Annotated in this window: 16 protein-coding genes; 13 read left to right on the top strand and 3 right to left on the bottom strand. The window is 69.4% G+C overall.

Annotation, left to right across the window (positions count from 1 at the left end; genetic code table 11):
• Positions 1–13: 13 nt before the first annotated feature.
• From ccmI to FKQ52_RS13370, 13 genes are all read left to right on the top strand, one after another.
• Complete coding sequence (gene ccmI / locus FKQ52_RS13430; RefSeq protein ID WP_141627646.1) at positions 14–835, top strand: c-type cytochrome biogenesis protein CcmI; 822 nt, start codon at positions 14–16, stop codon at positions 833–835.
• Positions 832–1,302: a cytochrome c maturation protein CcmE gene (gene ccmE, locus FKQ52_RS13425; protein ID WP_141627645.1), complete on the top strand. Its 471-nt coding sequence runs from the start codon at positions 832–834 to the stop codon at positions 1,300–1,302. The genes ccmI and ccmE overlap by 4 nt, the downstream gene beginning before the upstream one ends.
• Entirely contained in the window at positions 1,299–3,281 is a 1,983-nt protein-coding gene (locus FKQ52_RS13420) for a heme lyase CcmF/NrfE family subunit (RefSeq protein ID WP_141627644.1), read from the top strand. The genes ccmE and FKQ52_RS13420 overlap by 4 nt, the downstream gene beginning before the upstream one ends.
• Positions 3,278–3,769, top strand: coding sequence for a cytochrome c-type biogenesis protein (locus FKQ52_RS13415; protein WP_141627643.1), 492 nt, complete (start codon positions 3,278–3,280; stop codon positions 3,767–3,769). The genes FKQ52_RS13420 and FKQ52_RS13415 overlap by 4 nt, the downstream gene beginning before the upstream one ends.
• A 113-nt stretch (positions 3,770–3,882) precedes the next feature.
• Positions 3,883–5,451 carry a trypsin-like peptidase domain-containing protein gene (locus FKQ52_RS13410; RefSeq protein ID WP_141627642.1) on the top strand — a complete coding sequence of 523 codons (1,569 nt, stop codon included), beginning with the start codon at positions 3,883–3,885 and terminating at the stop codon, positions 5,449–5,451.
• 88 nt (positions 5,452–5,539) lie between these two features.
• A complete protein-coding gene (locus FKQ52_RS13405; RefSeq protein WP_141627641.1) occupies positions 5,540–6,211 on the top strand; it encodes a response regulator transcription factor in 672 nt (223 codons plus the stop codon).
• Between the two features lie 65 nt (positions 6,212–6,276).
• On the top strand, positions 6,277–6,675 hold the full coding sequence (locus FKQ52_RS13400) for an endonuclease domain-containing protein (protein WP_141627640.1): 399 nt from the start codon (positions 6,277–6,279) through the stop codon (positions 6,673–6,675).
• Positions 6,675–8,090, top strand: coding sequence for a HAMP domain-containing sensor histidine kinase (locus tag FKQ52_RS13395; RefSeq protein ID WP_141627639.1), 1,416 nt, complete (start codon positions 6,675–6,677; stop codon positions 8,088–8,090). Before FKQ52_RS13400 ends, FKQ52_RS13395 begins: the two co-directional genes overlap by 1 nt.
• Positions 8,087–10,981, top strand: coding sequence for a bifunctional [glutamine synthetase] adenylyltransferase/[glutamine synthetase]-adenylyl-L-tyrosine phosphorylase (locus FKQ52_RS13390; RefSeq protein WP_141627638.1), 2,895 nt, complete (start codon positions 8,087–8,089; stop codon positions 10,979–10,981). The genes FKQ52_RS13395 and FKQ52_RS13390 overlap by 4 nt, the downstream gene beginning before the upstream one ends.
• A gap of 62 nt (positions 10,982–11,043) precedes the next feature.
• Complete coding sequence (locus FKQ52_RS13385; RefSeq protein WP_168196862.1) at positions 11,044–11,607, top strand: EF-hand domain-containing protein; 564 nt, start codon at positions 11,044–11,046, stop codon at positions 11,605–11,607.
• Positions 11,608–11,672: 65 nt separating this feature from the next.
• Positions 11,673–12,236 (top strand): RNA polymerase sigma factor, encoded by a 564-nt coding sequence (locus FKQ52_RS13380; RefSeq protein ID WP_141627636.1) that lies wholly within the window; start codon positions 11,673–11,675, stop codon positions 12,234–12,236.
• Positions 12,237–12,241: 5 nt separating this feature from the next.
• On the top strand, positions 12,242–12,670 hold the full coding sequence (locus FKQ52_RS13375) for a hypothetical protein (protein ID WP_141628379.1): 429 nt from the start codon (positions 12,242–12,244) through the stop codon (positions 12,668–12,670).
• The gene (locus FKQ52_RS13370; RefSeq protein WP_141627635.1) at positions 12,667–13,164 is read left to right on the top strand and encodes a periplasmic heavy metal sensor; all 498 of its coding nucleotides are present in this window, start codon (positions 12,667–12,669) and stop codon (positions 13,162–13,164) included. The genes FKQ52_RS13375 and FKQ52_RS13370 overlap by 4 nt, the downstream gene beginning before the upstream one ends.
• 2 nt (positions 13,165–13,166) lie before the next feature.
• On the opposite strand, the gene FKQ52_RS13365 is transcribed toward FKQ52_RS13370, so the two are convergent.
• The 3 genes from FKQ52_RS13365 to FKQ52_RS13355 all read right to left on the bottom strand — a co-directional run bounded on the left by FKQ52_RS13365 (position 13,167) and on the right by FKQ52_RS13355 (position 16,258).
• Positions 13,167–15,041 carry an ATP-binding protein gene (locus FKQ52_RS13365; protein WP_240811658.1) on the bottom strand — a complete coding sequence of 625 codons (1,875 nt, stop codon included), beginning with the start codon at positions 15,039–15,041 and terminating at the stop codon, positions 13,167–13,169.
• A gap of 137 nt (positions 15,042–15,178) precedes the next feature.
• Positions 15,179–15,751 (bottom strand): hypothetical protein, encoded by a 573-nt coding sequence (locus FKQ52_RS13360; protein ID WP_141627634.1) that lies wholly within the window; start codon positions 15,749–15,751, stop codon positions 15,179–15,181.
• Positions 15,752–15,847: 96 nt separating this feature from the next.
• Positions 15,848–16,258 (bottom strand): CBS domain-containing protein, encoded by a 411-nt coding sequence (locus FKQ52_RS13355; RefSeq protein ID WP_141627633.1) that lies wholly within the window; start codon positions 16,256–16,258, stop codon positions 15,848–15,850.
• Positions 16,259–16,335 lie beyond the last annotated feature (77 nt).

Here is a 16,335-nt window from a genome sequence, read left to right as displayed (position 1 = left end):
ACATCGCGCGGCGATGATGTTCTTCTGGATCATGACAGGCCTGCTGGCGGCCCTATCGGGGCTGCTGGTGCTGACCGGCGCCCGGCGTGGCGCGGACGCGGGCGAAGCAGTCGAAAACGCCGCCTCGGTCGCCGAACTGGCTGAACTGGACCGGCTGAAGGCCCGGGGACTGATGGGCGAGGCCGCGTGGGTCGCGGCGCGCGCCGAGGCCGGTCGCCGTATCCTGGCGGCGCAGCGGGCCCCCGCCGAACTGCGCGCCGGGTCGAAGGATCGGGTCGTCGTGCTGGCGGGGATTGGCTTGTCCGTGGCGGCGGCGCTGGGCCTGTATCTGATGTTCGGCGCCTCGGGCCTGCCGGACCAGCCCTATGAACGCCGGGTCGATGAATGGGCGACCCTGTCCGAGCCGCTTGCTCCGGTTCAGATCGCCGCCGTGATCGAACGGCAGGTGCGCGAACAGCCGGACAATACGCAGGCGCTGGCCATGCTGGGCGCGGCGCGGTTCGAGGCCGGGGACGCCATCGGCGCCGCCTCCGCCTTCCGCCGTCTGCTAGAGCTGACGCCGGGCGACGCACAGGGCTGGGCGCGACTTGGCGAAAGCCTCGTTCGCGCCAACGGAGGGACTATCGGCGCGGACGCCGAGGCCGCTTTCCGCGAAGCCTTGAAGCTGGACCCCGGCCAACTGGGCGCCCTGTACTTCCTCGGCGAGGCGGCGCTGGCGCGCGGTGACGCCGCCGAGAGCCGCCGGATGTGGGCGCCCCTGATCGCCGCGCTGGACCCGCAGGATCCGCGACGGACCGATCTGGAACGCCGCCTGCCCCCCGGAGGCGCCCAATGAGCTGGTTGCCCAAATCGCCCAAGGCGCGTCGCCGCCTCTGGATCTTCATCGCCGTGGCGCCGATCCTCGCGCTGGCTGTCGGCCTGTCGCTGTACGCCATGCGCGACAGCGTGACCTTCTTCTTCTCCCCCTCCGAGGCGACGCTGGAAAAGGCGCCCGAGGGCCGGGTGATCCGTCTGGGCGGACTGGTCGAGGTCGGCAGCGTGCAGCGCGCCGGGGACGGCGAGGTCGCCTTCGTCGTCACCGACAATGTCGCCACGACCCGTGTGGTCTATCGCGGCGACCTGCCGGACCTGTTCCGCGAGGGGCAGGGGATCGTGGCGCAGGGCGCCTTCCTGCCGGACCGTTCGTTCCGCGCGACCCAGGTTCTGGCCAAGCACGATGAAAACTACATGCCGCGCGAGGTTCAGGAGAGTCTGAAGGCCAAGGGCGAATGGCGTCCTGAAGCCGGAGGCCCCGCCTCGTGATCATTGAAACCGGCGCCTTCGCCCTCATTCTCGCGCTTGTCCTGTCGGTGTTGCAGGCAGTGATCGCCGCCGCCGGGCGCATCCGGCGCAGCCCCGTTCTGGCGGGCGCCGCCAACGGGGCGGCCATCGCCGCCGCCGGTCTGGTGCTGGTGGCCTTCCTGTGCCTGATCTTCGCCTTCGCGGTGTCGGACTTCTCGGTCGCCAACGTCGCGGCCAACAGCCACACCGACAAGCCCATGCTCTACAAGGTGGCCGCCGCCTGGGGCAGCCACGAGGGCTCGCTGCTGCTGTGGTGTCTGGTGATGACCGTGTTCGGCGCCGCTCTGGCGCGGGCGCGGAACCTGCCGTTCGGATTGAAGACCTGCGCGGTCGCCACCCAGGGCCTGCTTGGCGCCCTGTTCCTGGCCTTCACCGTCTTCACCTCCAACCCCTTCACCCGCCTGAACCCCGCGCCGTTCCAGGGCCAGTCCCTGAACCCGCTGCTGCAGGACCCGGCCCTGGCCTTCCACCCGCCGCTGCTCTACTGCGGCTATGTCGGTTTCTCGGTCTGTTTCGCGCTGGCGGTCGCCGCCCTGATCGAGGGACGGGCCAACGCCAGCTTCTGGCCCGCATGGGGCCGTTGGGTGCGTCCCTGGGCGCTGGCCAGCTGGGCCTTCCTGACCGTCGGCATCCTGCTGGGCAGCTTCTGGGCCTACTATGAATTGGGCTGGGGCGGCTGGTGGTTCTGGGACCCGGTCGAGAACGCCAGCTTCATGCCTTGGCTGGCGGGCGCCGCCCTTCTGCACAGCGCGGTGGTGACCGAGCGGCGCGGGGCGCTGGCGGGCTGGACGACCTTCCTCGCTTTGCTCGCCTTCACCTTCTCCATGCTGGGCGCCTTCCTCGTCCGGTCCGGCGTGCTGACCAGCGTTCATGCGTTCGCCGTCGACCCCGAGCGAGGTCTGGTGCTGCTGGCCATCCTCGGGGTGACCGCCGGCCTGGCCTTCGCCCTGTTCGCCTGGCGGGCGCCGCAGCTGAAGGGCGGCGGCCTGTTCGCCCCGATCAGCCGCGAGGGCGCACTGGTGATCAACAACCTGTTCCTGACCGCCGCCGCCGCGACGGTGCTGCTGGGCACCCTGTATCCGCTGATCCTTGAGGCGGCGTCGGGCGCCGCCATCTCGGTCGGTCCGCCCTACTTCAACCTGACCTTCGTCCCGCTGATGACGGTGGCCCTGATCATCCTGCCCGCCGGACCCTTGCTGGCGTGGAAGCGCGGTGACGCGAAGGGCGCGGCCCAGCGGCTGGCCGTGGCGGCCGGTCTGACGGTGGTGTTCGCCCTGCTGGCCTTCGCCGTGTTCGAGCCGCGCAAGGCCTTGTCGGCGGCGGGCATCGGCATGGGGGTCTGGCTGATCCTCGGCGCCCTGTCCGAGACAGCGGAACGTATCAAGCTGTTCCGCGCGCCGGTGGCCGAGACCCTGCGCCGGGCCAAGGGCCTGCCGCTGGGCGCCTGGGGCATGACCCTGGCTCACGCCGGGCTGGGGGTCTTCGTCCTGGGGGCGGTGGTCGAGACCGGCTATCGCATCGAGGCCGCGCGCCCGCTGGCTGTCGGCCAGTCGCTTGAGGCGGGCAAGTGGACCGTCACGCTGGATGATGTCCGCGTTGTCGAGGGGCCGAACTATCTGGCCGAGCAGGGCCATCTGATCGTGTCGGTTCCCGGCGGGCGGAGCCGCACCGTCACCGCCGAGCGTCGTTTCTTCCCCACGGGCGGCCAGACCACGACCGAGGTGGGGCTCGATTTTCGCGGGCTGGACGATGTGTATGTGGTGCTGGGCGAGCGGGCGCAGACCGCCGACGGCGCTCCAGCCTGGAACGTTCGGGTGTGGTGGAACCCGTGGGCGCGGCTGATCTTCGTCGGCCCGCTGATCATGGCGCTGGGGGGCGTGCTGTCGCTGATGGATCGCCGCTTGCGGCTGGCCGTCGGAGCACGGAAGGTCGCCGCATGAAGCGCGCCCTGCTGATCGCTGTCGCCGCCGTGGGTCTGATCGCCGCTGAACCGGCGCCCGCGCCTGATCGTCCCCTGCCCGATGCGGCTCAGGAAGCCCGCGCCAAACGTCTGTTCGAGGACATCCGCTGCGTCGTCTGTCAGCACGAGGCCATCGCCGACAGCCCGGCGGGCATCGCGTCCGACATGCGCGGGCTGGTGCGTGACCAGATCGCCGCAGGACGCAGCGATCAGGCCATTCGCGAGGATCTGGTCCGTCGCTATGGCGACTTTGTCCTGTTCACCCCGCCCATGAGGGCCGGGACCTGGCTTCTCTGGTTCGGGCCGTTCGCCGTGGTGCTGGCGGTCGGGGCTCTGCTGCTGACTTTCGCCCGCCGCCGCAAGGCCGAGGTCGCGCCGCTTTCGCCCGAGGAGGAGGCCCGGCTGGCCGATATTCTCTTCGAAGGACAGCTTCGCCGCGATCCTGACGCAAATCGGTCTGACGACTGACGCGAGGCGGGAGCCAACATCGTCATATGGACGTTGCTGAAACTCGCGAACGCCCTGTAATCATCGCCGTAACGGGCGCTTTCGTCGCCCGGTGAGAGGATTGTCGACCGCCTATGATGAAGCGCAAGGAATTCATGCTCGGAGCCGTCGCCGGCCTGGCCTTCGCCGCCGCCGCGACCGCGGGCGGGGTGATAGAGTGGCCCGCGGCGAACGCCGGGCCCGTGGCGGGCGTCAGCGGACGCCTGATCCCCAGCGCCGGCGCCGCGGGCGCCAATTTCGCCCCGCCTCAAGGCGCGCCCCGCAGCTTCGCCGACATCTTTGAACAGGTCGCCCCGGCCGTCGTGCAGATCGACGTGAAGACCCGGGTGGCCGCCCGCCCGCAGGGCTTCCTCCAGATTCCCGGTCTAGGTGCCGTGCCGCTGCCGAACGGGCAGGGCGAAGACGGCTCTGGCGAGGGCGGCGAGGATGAAGGCACGACGGCCATGGGCTCCGGCTCGGGCTTTTTCATCTCGGACGACGGCTTCATCGTCACCAACAACCACGTCGTCGCCGACGCGGTGGAGATCACCGTAAAGCTGGCGGACGCGCGCGAGCTGACCGCCCGCGTGGTCGGCCGCGATGAATCGACCGATCTGGCCGTGCTGAAGGTCGAGGGGACGGACTTCCCCTATGTGACTTTCGAGGAGACCGCCAACCCGCGCGTGGGCGACTGGGTCATCGCGGTGGGCAACCCCTTCGGTCTGGGCGGCACCGCCACGGCGGGCATTGTTTCGGCGCAGGGTCGCAACCAGCTGGATTCGCGCACGCCCTATACGGACTACATCCAGATCGACGCCGCCATTAACCGGGGCAACTCGGGCGGTCCGACCTTCGATATCTACGGGCGCGTCATCGGCGTGAACTCGGCCATCCTGTCGCCGTCGGGCGGCTCGGTCGGCATCGGCTTCGCCATCCCGGCCTCGGTCGCCAAACCGATCACCGATCGCCTGATGCGGGGGGAGACGATCCGTCGAGGCTACATCGGCGCCGGTCTGCGCACCCTGACGCCGGAAGCCTGGGAAGCGCTTGGGCAGCCGCGCAACTTCAAGGGCGCGCTGGTCGACACCCTGACCCCGGGCGCGCCCGCCGAGCGTGGCGGCTTGCAGATCGGCGATCTGGTCGTCGGCGTGAACGGTCGCCCGGTCGCGGACGGCACCGAAATCACCCGTGCGGTCGGCGCGGTCAGCCCCGGCGATACGGTTCGCATGGAGGTTCTGCGGGATGGACGTCGCCAGACCGTCAGCATTCAGGCCGGCACCCGTCCGTCGGAAGCCGAGCTGCTGAATCAGGACGGCGGCGGTTCCGGTCAGGCGGCGCCGAGCGCTCCTCCCGCCGCGCAAGGTGAGCCTGTCGAGGGCATCAGCGTCGCGCCGCTGACCGCGCAAACCCGTCAGCGTAACGGCATGCCGGATACGGTGGCGGGGGTGCTGATCACCGGCGTCGCCCCGCGCACGCCGGGCGCCCGCGCCCAGCTTCAGGAAGGTCTCGTGATCACCCGTGCGGACAACCGTCCGGTCCGGTCCGTCGCCGAGTTCCGCACTGCCGTCGAGGCCGTGAAGCGGTCGGGTCGTCCCAGCATTCTGCTGTCGGTCTGGACGCCGCAGGGCAATGCCTTGGTGGTGCTGAAGTTCGCCGACGAATGATCGTCTGCAACCTGAACAACGCTTAACTGACCAAGTCGCCGCCGATGCGCTAACATCGGCGGCGATTTTGCATTCAGGGGCTGATTCCATGCGCATTCTGGTGGTCGAGGACGACGCCGAGGCCGCGACCGCGATGGTCCGGGGACTGACCGAGGCCGGTCACGATGTGACCCACGCCGTCGACGGCGCCTTCGGCCTGCTGGAAGCCCAGAAGGGCGGCTATGACGTCTATGTCGTGGATCGCATGATGCCGCGTCTGGACGGCATCGGCATGGTCGAGACCTTGCGCAAGGACGGCGACCAGACCCCGGTTCTGTTCCTGTCGGCGCTGGGCGAGGTCGAGGATCGCGTCGTGGGCCTGAAGGCTGGCGGCGACGACTATCTGGTCAAGCCCTACGCCTTCGCCGAACTGATCGCCCGCGTCGAGGCCCTGTCGCGTCGCCGCGAGACCGGCTCGGTCGCCACCGTTCTGAAGGTCGGCGATCTGGAGATGAACCTCATCGCCCGCACCGTGCACCGCGCCGGTCAGGAGATCGACCTGCAGCCGCGCGAGTTCCAGCTGCTGGAATTCCTGATGCGCCACGCCGGCCAGTCGGTGACCCGCACCATGCTGCTGGAGAAGGTGTGGGAATATCATTTCGACCCCCAGACCAACGTCATCGACGTCCACATCAGCCGCCTGCGCGCCAAGATCGACAAGGGTTTCGACAAGGCGATGCTGCAGACGGTCCGGGGCGCAGGTTATAGATTGGAAGCCTAGGTGGTTTCCCTCCCCGGCAGGGGAGGGTGGTCGCGCAGCGACCGGGTGGGGAGGGCTAAGGCAACATGGCCGTCATCGCCAGGGTAAGGGCCCTCAGGAAGGCAATGAGGCCCGCCGAAGCGCGGCTCTGGGTGAGGCTGCGTAAGCTTCGTCAGGAAGGTCTGCATTTCCCAAGGCAGCACCCGGAGCGGGGATACATTCTCGACTTCGTGTGTCTGGATCGAGCTGTGATCATTGAAGTCGATGGAGCGTCGCACAGAGATGAAGACCGGGCGCGCAAGGATCGGGTCAGGGATGCGGTGCTTGCGCGGCTGGGCTTTCTGACGTTTCGGGTGAGTAATGAGGCTGTGCGGGACAGGGTTCAGGAAGTGATTGAACAGGTGCGGATGCGTTGCCTTGCCCGCCCCACCCGGTCGTCGCTGCGCGCCGACCACCCTCCCCGTGCCGGGGAGGGAGAAGCCTAGTGCGTCTGCCCTCCCTCCTTCGTCGGACGCCCTTCCGGCTGACCCTGTTGTTCGTCGCCCTGTTCGCCGCGGCGGCCAGCGCGGTGCTGGCCTATGTCTACATCGCCTCGGCCAACGAGGCGCGGGTGCGGGCCGAGCAGGATGTGCGGGGCGAGCTTCAGGTGCTGCGCGGCATCTATGACCAGCGCGGTCTGGACGCCGTGAACCGGGCGCTGATCGACCGGACCCTGACCCGCAGCAGCTTCGTCTATCTGCTGATGGAGCGGGACGGCAGCCGGATCACCGGCAGCCTGACCATGTCCCCGATCGAGCAATACAATCAGGGCGTCCAGTGGGTGACCTTCCCCATGACCGACAACCTTCCCGACGGGCGGGTGATCCGGCCGCAGGTACGGGGCGTGCAGGTTCGGCTGTCGGGCGGGGAGATGCTGTTCGTCGGTCAGTCTATGGGCGACATCGAGGCCTATCTGGGCCGTCTGACGCAGGCGCTCTGGGGGGCGATGGGCATCGTTCTGCTGCTCGGGCTTGCGGGCGGGCTGCTGGTCAGCCGCAATCTGGAACGCGCCATGGGGCGGCTGAAGGGCGTCGTCGGTGCCGTGCAGGAGGGCGACCTCAAGGCCCGCGCCGTGGTCCGCAACTCCGGCGACGAGTGGGACGAGCTGGGGCAGGGCCTCAACGGGATGCTGGATCAGCTTGAGAGCTCGATGGCCTCCATCCGCCACGCCGGTGACGCCATCGCCCACGACCTGCGCTCTCCCCTGACCCGGATGCGGGCCAAGCTGGAGGTGGCGCTGATCGATGCCGAGGCGGGCAAGATCGACGGAACCGAGGCGCTGGAGCTGGCCCTGTCCGAGGCCGACGACCTGCTGAAGACCTTCAACACCGTTCTGGCCATCGCCCGGCTTCAGGCCGCCGCCGGTTCGGGGCGCATCCCCGACCCCGCCCTGTTCGACGCGGCGGATCTGGCCGCCGACATGGCCGAGCTCTACGAGCCCGCCAGCGAGGACAAGGGGCTGGAGTTCTCGGCCGAGATCGAGCGCGGCCTGACGGTCAACGCCAACCAGCCTTTCCTGGCGCAGGCGTTGGCCAACATCATCGACAATGCGATCAAGTACACGCCCGTGGGCGGGGCGGTCATGCTGCGCGCCCGGCGGCGCTCGTCCGGCGAGATCGAGTTCTCGGTCACCGACACCGGTCCGGGCGTGCCCGAGGAAGACCGCGAGCGCGTCATCCAGCGCTTCGTCCGTCTGGACAACAGCCGCACCGAGCCCGGCTCGGGTCTGGGCCTGTCGCTGGTCGGCGCGGTGATGGAGGCCCACGGCGGGCGCATCACCCTGGATGAAGGTCCCGGCGCCTATGAAGGCTCCGGCCCCGGCCTGCGCGTGGCGCTGGTCCTGCCGGCGGCGGAGGCATGACGGACGCCGCTCAGGCCGTCGCGGCGCTGAAGCCCTGCGGGCCGGTGCTGGATCAAGCCGCCGCCGCCCGCGCGCATGAGCGTCTGTCCGAGGCCGCGGACGAGGGCGGCTGGCGCGAGACGCTGGCGGCCAGTTGGGCGGCGCTGGAGCCTGTGTTCGCCGCCTCGCCCTATCTGTTCGGCATCGCCCGACGCTGGCCAGACACCCTGCGCGCCCTGCTGGAGCAGGGGCCGGATGTGCGTCTGGCGGATGTGCTCAGGCGCACCGCCGCCCTGACCGGGGGCGCGGACGATGTGCGCTCGCCGCTGCGTCGGCTGAAGGGCGAGCTGCACCTGCTGACCGCCCTCGCCGATCTCGGCGGGGTGTGGGATCTGGATCAGGTCACCCTCGCCCTGAGCCGGTTCGCCGACATCTCGTCTCGCGCCGCCCTGTCCGCGGTTGCGCATGACCAGCGTGAGCGGGGCAAGCTGATCTCCAAGGCCGACGACAAGCGCGGGCCCGTCCCCGGTCTGTTCGGTCTGGCCATGGGCAAGCATGGCGCGGACGAACTGAACTACTCGTCGGATATCGACATCAGTCTGTTCTGGGCGCCGGAGGTGCTCATCACCGCCCTGGCCGACGGCGTGGAGCCCCAGCGGTTCGTGGATCGGCTGGCCCACGCCTTCGCCACCCTGATGCAGGAGCGGACCGGCGACGGCTATGTTTTCCGGGTGGACCTTCGCCTGCGCCCGGACCCGTCCTCGACCCCGCCGGTCGTCGCCGTGCCCTTCGCCCTGACCTATTACGAGGGCGTCGGCCAGAACTGGGAGCGGGCGGCCTTCATCAAGGCGCGCGCCATGCTCGGGGATATCCGCGAGGGCAAGGCCTTCATCAAGGCGCTGGCGCCCTTCATCTGGCGGCGCAGTCTCGACTATCCGGCCATCCTGGACATCCAGTCCATCAAGCGACAGATCCATGTCCACAAGACCGGCGAGGGACTGGAGGCCGCCGGGGCCAATCTGAAGCTCGGGCGCGGCGGCATCCGCGAGATCGAGTTCTTCGCCCAGACTCAGCAACTGATCCTCGGCGGCCGCAATGCGAAGCTGCGGAAGCCACGCACTGTCGAGGCGCTGGCCGCCCTGCGTGACGACGGTCATATCGAGGCCGGGGTCTGCGAGGAACTGACCGCCGCCTATGTCGAACTGCGCGGGCTGGAGCATCGGGTCCAGATGCTGGACGATGAGCAGACGCACAGCCTGCCGGTCGATCCGGTCCGTCGCGCCGCCGTCGGCGCACTGGCGGGGGAGGGCGATCTGGCCGTCTTCGACGCCCGGGTCGAGGCCCTGCTGGTCGGGGTGAATCGTCGCTACGGCGAACTGTTCGAGGGTGAGGAGGAACTGTCGTCACCCTATGGTTCGCTGGTCTTCACCGGCGTCGAGAACGATCCGGAGACGCTGGAGACGCTCGCGCGCATGGGCTTCCCGGAGCCCGCGACCGTCGCGGACACCATCCGCAGCTGGCACCACGGCCGCATCCCCGCGACCCGCACCGCGCGGGGCCGGGAACTGTTCACCCGGCTGGCGCCCCGTCTGCTGACCGCGCTGGCGGACACCGGGGCGGCCGACGACGCCTTCCGCCGCTTCGCCGTCTTCTTCGCCGGACTTAACGCCGGCGTGCAGGTGCAGGCCCTGTTCCTCAATCAGCCGCGCCTGTTCGAACTGGTGGTCGGAGTCATGGCCTTCGCCCCGCGTCTGGCGCGGGCGCTGGGGCGATATCCGGCGGCGCTGGACAGCATGCTGGACGCCCGCTTCGCCCGCGATCTGGAGGAAGACTCTGGCCTGACCGAGCAGATGCTGGCCGAGGCCGAAGCCGCGCCTGATTTCGAGGCGGCGATGAACGCCGTGCGCCGCATCCACCGGGATCAGATGTTCCGTATCGGCCTGCAGATCCTGACCGGACGGGCCGGGCCGGAGGCGGCGGGACAGGCGCTGACCAAGCTTGCGGACGCGGTGATGGCGGCGCTGGCGCCGGCGGCCCTCGCCGAGGCGGAGCGGCAGGGCGGAACCCTGCCCGGCGGTCGGGTCGCCGTGATCGCCCTGGGCAAGGCCGGATCGCGTGAGATGCGGGCCAGCTCCGATCTGGACCTGATGACCCTGTACGAGGCGCCGGCGGATGTCGTGTCGTCGGGCAAGGGATGGGCGGCGGGGGTCTTCTATTCCCGGTTCACCCAGCGGCTGATCGCGGCCCTGTCCGCCCACACCGCCGAAGGCGGGCTATATGAGGTGGACATGCGGCTGCGTCCGGGCGCGGCCAAGGGCCCGGTCTCCCTGCGGCTGTCGGCTCTGCGCGACTACTATGCGGCTGAAGGCGACACATGGGAGTTCATGGCCCTGACGCGCGCTCGCGTGGTCTGGACGGACGACAAGGCCTTCGGGACCGAGGTCGCCGCCATGCTGGAGGCGATCCTGCGTCGACCGCGACCGGGCGTGAACATCGCCGCCGACGCCCGGCGGATGCGGGATCTGATGGAGCGCGAGCGACCGGGGCAGGGGGCGTGGGATCTCAAGCTGGCGCCCGGCGGTCAGGTCGATGCCGAGTTCGTGGCCCAGGTCAGCCAGTTGCAGGCCGCCGCGATCGGAGAGCCGCTGACGGTCTCCACCCTTGAGGCCCTGACCGGAGAACCGGAACTGGCGGAGGCCTGGCGTCTGCAACAGGCGCTTGGGCAGGTGCTGGCCGCCGCCTTTGACGATCCGGGCGACCCGTCGAACGAACCGGAAGGGTTCCGGCGACGGTTGGCCGAGGCGGCCGGATCGCCCGATTTCGATAGTCTCACCGCGCGTCTGGCCGAGGTCCGCCGCGCCGCGCGCGGGGCGTTCGACAGGGCGCTGCCGCCGCTTCGCGACGGAGATTAGCCGCCGGTGCGTTCGATCTCCTGACAGGGATGACAAGGCCGCAGGGCCATGGAGATCATCGAATGAGCAGAACCCTTCTGATCGGCGGCTTCGCCGTCGTGGCTCTGGCCGCCGCCGCAGGCGTTGCGACCGCGCGTCCGCCGATCGAGCCGGCGCCGCAGGCGGCCCCGAACGCGCCGGTTAGTCGGACTGATTTCGTGGAGCGCCGCGTTCAGCCTCTGGCCGCCGCCGACGCTGACGGCGACGGGACCGTCACCCGTGAGGAACGCCTTGCGCGGGCCATGGTCGTGCGTCAGGAGCGGGCCGGGGCCCGCTTCGAACGACTGGATACTGACAACGACGGCAAGCTTAGCCGCGAGGAATTCGTCGCCATGGCCGAGCGGGGCGCCGCGCGTCCTCGCCCCGAGCATGCGCGTCGCAACCATGGTCCGCGCGGCGAGCGGGGACCGGTGCGGATCGCCGATGTCCGCGCCCGCGCCGATCAGGCCTTCACCCGTCTGGACACCGACAGCGACGGCTTCCTGAGCGTGGAGGAACGTCGCGCCGGGCGCGAGCGGGGCCGTGAGCGGATGCAGCAACGTCTCGCCGCACGAGAAGCGTCGCCTCAAGCCCCCGCTTCGGAGTAAGGAGATGTCGGGGACGCCGGTTCTGCGCCGAACGACCCTTTCGATGACGTTCGAACGAGGGCCTATTGGCGCTGATCGCCGACCCCGACGAGGATCTGGTGCGCCGCGTGGGTCAAGGCGATCCCGCGGCCATCCAGTCCATGGTGGCGAGGAAGCTGCCCCGCATGCTGTCGCTGGCGCGGCGCATGCTGGGCGACGCCGTCGAGGCCGAGGACGTGGCGCAGGAAGCCATGCTGCGGGCCTGGCGACAGGCGCCGCGCTGGGCGCCGGGCAAGGCGCGGTTCGACACCTGGCTGCACCGGGTGGCGCTGAACCTCTGTTACGACCGGCTGCGGCGACGGCGCGAGATCACCACGGACACGCCGCCGGATCGTCCGGACGAGGGCGCGGCTCCGGATCGGGGATTGCTGGCGGCGGACGTGGGCGTGCGTGTGGAGGCGGCTCTGGCCCGTTTGCCGGATCGCCAGAGAGAGGCCATCGTCCTGTGTCACTATCAGGAGTTGACCAACATCGAGGCCGCGGCCCTGATGGAGGTTAGTGTCGAGGCGTTGGAAAGCCTGCTGTCACGAGGACGGCGAGCGTTGAGACTGGCTCTGGCCGATATGCGGCCGGACGCTGAAGGAGCGTGAGTGTGATGACGGCGGAACGGTTCATCGCCCTGATCTCGGCCTATGGCGTCGATCCGCGGCGCTGGCCCGAGGCTGAGCGGGACGCGGCGCGGGCCTTCATGGAGGCCCGGCCCGAGATCGTGCGGGAGGCGCTGGCGGAAGCCGACGCCGTCGACGCCCTGCTGCACGCCGCGCCGACGCCCCGGCTGTCAACGGCGCTGCGGGATCGCGTGATCGCCTCGGCGGCTGAAGCCGGACTGAAGGCGCGCCGTCAGGGCCGTCGCTGGCTCGACCGCCTGACCCTGATCTTCGGTGCCGGCTGGGCGGTCGCCGCCTGCGCCGGTGTCGCCGCCGGTGTCATCATGACGTCCCACATGACCGCCGACGCCCAGGCTGACGCGATCCTGTATCAGTCGACCCTGCAGGGGGTGGATGACTCGGAGGTTCTGGGGTGAGTCCGAAGACCCTCAAGATCGCTCTGGCGGCCTCCGTCGCGCTGAACCTGTTCGGGATCGCGACCGTGGGGACGATCTGGGTCGCGCATGAGCGCGCCGAGCGCCGGATCGAGGCGCAACAACGTCCCGCCCGCACGGGCTCGACCATGAGCCTGATCGGACAGCTCAGCCCGGAGGTGCGCCAGCGTGTGCGTCAGACGCTGAAGGCGTCCGCGCTGGCCGCGAAGCCTGACTTCGAGGAGGCGCGGTCCAAGCGCCGGGCCGCGATCGAGCTGTCGGCCTCCCCCCAGTTCGACCCGGCGCGGGTTCGGGCCCTGCTCGGGGAATCCCGCGCGGCGGAACTGCGCGGACGCGCCCGGCTTGAGGCGGACTCGGTTCAGCTGTTCGGCACGCTGTCGCCCGAGGACCGCGCCGTGCTCTCGCAGATCCTGTCCCGTCGCGGCAAGACCGCCCCGCGTGATCGTCAAGACGGCCCTCAGGCCGACAAGAAATAGGGTCAGGCCGCGCGGGCTCGGGACTGGACCTGGGGCAGGGGCTGTGCCTGCGTCGTCTCCGACGGGCGACGGATCGGCAGGTCGAAGCTTACGGTCGTGCCGCGTCCCGGCTCGCTCTCCATCACCAGTTCGCCGCCGTGCAGTTCGATCAGGGACTTGGTCAGGGCCAGGCCCAAGCCTGTGCCCTGCGTGGTTTTGGAGTGCTGACCCTCGACCTGTTCGAACGGCCGCGCCAGACGGGCCAGGTCCTCGGGCGCGATGCCGATGCCGGTGTCGGACACCGCCACCCGCACACGGTCGTCGTCCAACCGTGACAGGGACACCAGAATGTCGCCGCCCTCGGGCGTGAACTTCACCGCGTTCGAGATCAGGTTCAGGATCACCTGCTTCAGCCCACGATGGTCGGCCTCGATCTCCGGCAGTTCCGGCGCATCGACCACCAGCTTCAGTCCGGCTTCCTCGATCTTGCCGCGCATCAGGCGGGTGGCGTCCTCGACCAGCTCCTTCAGCGACACCTGCTCATAGTGCAGTGTCAACTTGCCGGCCTCGATCTTGGCCATGTCCAGAATATCGTTGATCAGGCTGAGCAGGTGCTGGCCGGACTTCAGGATGTCCGCGGCGTAGCCCTTGTACTTGTCGTGCCCCAGCGGGCCGAACAGCTCGCCGGCCATGATCTCCGAGAAGCCGTTGATGGCGTTCAGCGGGGTGCGCAGTTCGTGGCTCATATTCGCCAGAAACTCGGACTTGGCCTGATTGGCGGCCTCGGCCCGGGTCATGGCGACCTCGTATTTGCGCGCCAGCAGGGACAGCTTTTCCTCGCGGTCCTCCAGCTCGGCGATGGTCGCGTGAAGGCGCTCCACCGCCCGCTGGCGCTCGGCTTCCTTCTGCTTGATGGCGGTGATGTCGGCCGCCGAAACCACCGAGCCGCCGTCCGAGGTGAAGCGTTCGACCAGTTGCAGCCAGCGGCCATCGACCAGTTCGACCTCGCGGGCGCCGGCGCGACCACCGGCGGCGGGTTGCTCCGACTTGATCGCCAGCGCCGCGATGCGGTTCAGGTCCTGTTTGTAGGCGCCCTTTCGCACCACGCCTTCCTCGAAGCCGAAGGCGTCCTGGAAGGCCTGATTGGACAGGATCAGGCGACCCGATTTGTCGAACAGGACGAAGGCGTCGCTTACGCTTTCGATGCCGTCGCGCAGGCGGCCTTCGGCGGACTGGGCCTGGGCCTTGGCGCGGCGGGCCTCCGTGGTGTCCAGCGCGACGCCCAGCACCGAGGTGAACCCGTCCTGCCCCCGCTCGCCGCGCGCCTGACCGCGGGCGTCGATCCAGCGGGCGCGACCGTGCTCGTCAGGCACCGGGAAACTGACTTCAAAAGAGCCGTAGGTCTGGGCCTGACGCAGGGCGTGCTGGACGGCGTCGCGGTAGCGCGGGTGGATGCGCTCCATGAAGACTTCTTCCGGCAGGGAGCCGCTGCGGTCGATTCCCATCAGACTGGCCATGTAGTCCGAGATCATCACCTGCCCGGCTTCGATGTCCCAGTCCCAGACCCCGCAATGGGCGGCCTCGACGGCGCCCCGGAACCGACGTTCCGACGCGGCCCAGGCGCGGCTGATGCCCATCTGGCGCCGCTGCATGATGACCACGAGGGCGAGGGTGAACAGGCCGATGGCGATGGGCGGCCCCAGCACCCACAGGTCGGAGAAGGCGAAGCCTGTTGATCGGGCGTGCGGCGTCGCGACATCGCGCGCCACCAGCAGCACATGGGCGGTGATCGCCAGCGCCAGCGCGAGGATGGAGATGCGCAGCCACGCGGGCGCGCCACGCTCACGATCGGAGGCGCGCCGTCCTTGTGGTGATATGCGGCGCTCCTCACCCCGCAAGGCGCTCTCCCGGACGATTCGACAACGAAGCCCGAATCTAGGCTGCGTCGCGGATTCCTGTCGAGCAGGGTTAACCCTGAATCAACGTTCTCGAACGGGGTGAGTCACGAGAGTCGCACTCTGCGCCTCTGGGGGACTCAGGCGGCCTGAAAAGTCGCCGGCGTCGTGGTCTCGACGGTCGGCGCCGCGAGGATGTCGGTGATGCTCCTGAGCACCGTCCGGGCCTCCTTGGCGAGGGCGCGCATCTCGGGCGGTGCGTCGTCCGGAGCCTCGTCCACCGACGCCAGAAGCTGTGTCGCCAGCGCCATCAACCGGGGTGCGGCGGCGATCAGACGCGCCTGGAATTCGATCTGCTCGGGATCGCGGTCGTATTCCGCGCCCGGCACGCGCCAGCCGCCCCAGTCGGCCTTGTCGGTGACCACGACCGGATAGGTGCCGGGGAAGGGATGGTGGGGGGTGTCCTCCGCGGCCTGCCATTTGTTCCGCGCGCGCATCAGACGCCAGTTCTGGCCCAGATCCGCGGCCGGGTCCTCAGCGGGCAGCAGCAGTTCGTGGCCCAGAAACTCGCGACCGAGGCCCACATCGTAGGTGACGCGCACGGGCTCCTCGAAGCCCTTGGCCCAGACGGGCTGAACCTTCTCGATCTGGGCCCATGCGCCGACGCACTCGACCCAGACCTTCTGGCCCTTCTGGAATTGCGCGCGCGCCATGGTCCGCTCCCGTTATTGCGACAGCGCACCATGGGGCACGGCGATGAACAGGCCGTTTGGCGAAAGGGTGAAGCAGACCTTAACCGCCGCGCCGGATCAGTTGCGCGAGATGTCTTCCAGGGCCTCGCCGGCGTACTTTTCCTTAACCCGCGTCGACAGGTCGCCGAGCGACACCACGCCCACCAGACGCCTGTTCTTGTCCAGAACAGGCAGGCGGCGGATCTGGCGCTGGCTCATGGCGTCCAGAACGGTTTTCAGATCGTCGTCGTCCTGCGCGGTATAGGGATCACGGGAGATGAACTCCACGACCGGCGCGGTGGTCGGAACCCCGCTGGAGACCGCCCGCACGACGATGTCGCGGTCGGTGATCGTGCCGATCAGGGCGTCGCCGTCGGCCACGGGCATGAAGCCGAAGCCGCCGTCGTGCATACGCCGGGCGACCTCCTGCAGGGTGTCGCCGGGGCGAGCCACCTGCACGTCCTTGCTCATCAGATCGCGAACCTTCATCGGGGTCTCTCCTTGGTCGGGGGGCGCTAAAGAACCCGCGCGCATGGCGGCGGTTCCGCTTCCGCCCCGGGCGTGAC

The organism is Brevundimonas sp. M20 (assembly GCF_006547065.1).
In the GTDB taxonomy this organism is placed as follows: domain Bacteria; phylum Pseudomonadota; class Alphaproteobacteria; order Caulobacterales; family Caulobacteraceae; genus Brevundimonas.
Note: the sequence above shows the minus strand (reverse complement) of the source record. Positions and strands in the feature narration are given on the sequence as shown.

What these genes read in the sequence shown, in the direction of transcription:
- ccmI (WP_141627646.1), top strand. Translation starts at nt 14, where the DNA reads ATGATGTTCTTCTGGATCATGACAGGCCTGCTGGCGGCCCTATCGGGG.
- FKQ52_RS13415 (WP_141627643.1), top strand. Translation starts at nt 3,278, where the DNA reads ATGAAGCGCGCCCTGCTGATCGCTGTCGCCGCCGTGGGTCTGATCGCC.
- FKQ52_RS13405 (WP_141627641.1), top strand. Translation starts at nt 5,540, where the DNA reads ATGCGCATTCTGGTGGTCGAGGACGACGCCGAGGCCGCGACCGCGATG.
- ccmE (WP_141627645.1), top strand. Translation starts at nt 832, where the DNA reads ATGAGCTGGTTGCCCAAATCGCCCAAGGCGCGTCGCCGCCTCTGGATC.
- FKQ52_RS13375 (WP_141628379.1), top strand. Translation starts at nt 12,242, where the DNA reads ATGACGGCGGAACGGTTCATCGCCCTGATCTCGGCCTATGGCGTCGAT.
- FKQ52_RS13385 (WP_168196862.1), top strand. Translation starts at nt 11,044, where the DNA reads ATGAGCAGAACCCTTCTGATCGGCGGCTTCGCCGTCGTGGCTCTGGCC.
- FKQ52_RS13390 (WP_141627638.1), top strand. Translation starts at nt 8,087, where the DNA reads ATGACGGACGCCGCTCAGGCCGTCGCGGCGCTGAAGCCCTGCGGGCCG.
- FKQ52_RS13355 (WP_141627633.1), bottom strand. Translation starts at nt 16,258, where the DNA reads ATGAAGGTTCGCGATCTGATGAGCAAGGACGTGCAGGTGGCTCGCCCC.
- FKQ52_RS13400 (WP_141627640.1), top strand. Translation starts at nt 6,277, where the DNA reads ATGGCCGTCATCGCCAGGGTAAGGGCCCTCAGGAAGGCAATGAGGCCC.
- FKQ52_RS13360 (WP_141627634.1), bottom strand. Translation starts at nt 15,751, where the DNA reads ATGGCGCGCGCGCAATTCCAGAAGGGCCAGAAGGTCTGGGTCGAGTGC.
- FKQ52_RS13410 (WP_141627642.1), top strand. Translation starts at nt 3,883, where the DNA reads ATGATGAAGCGCAAGGAATTCATGCTCGGAGCCGTCGCCGGCCTGGCC.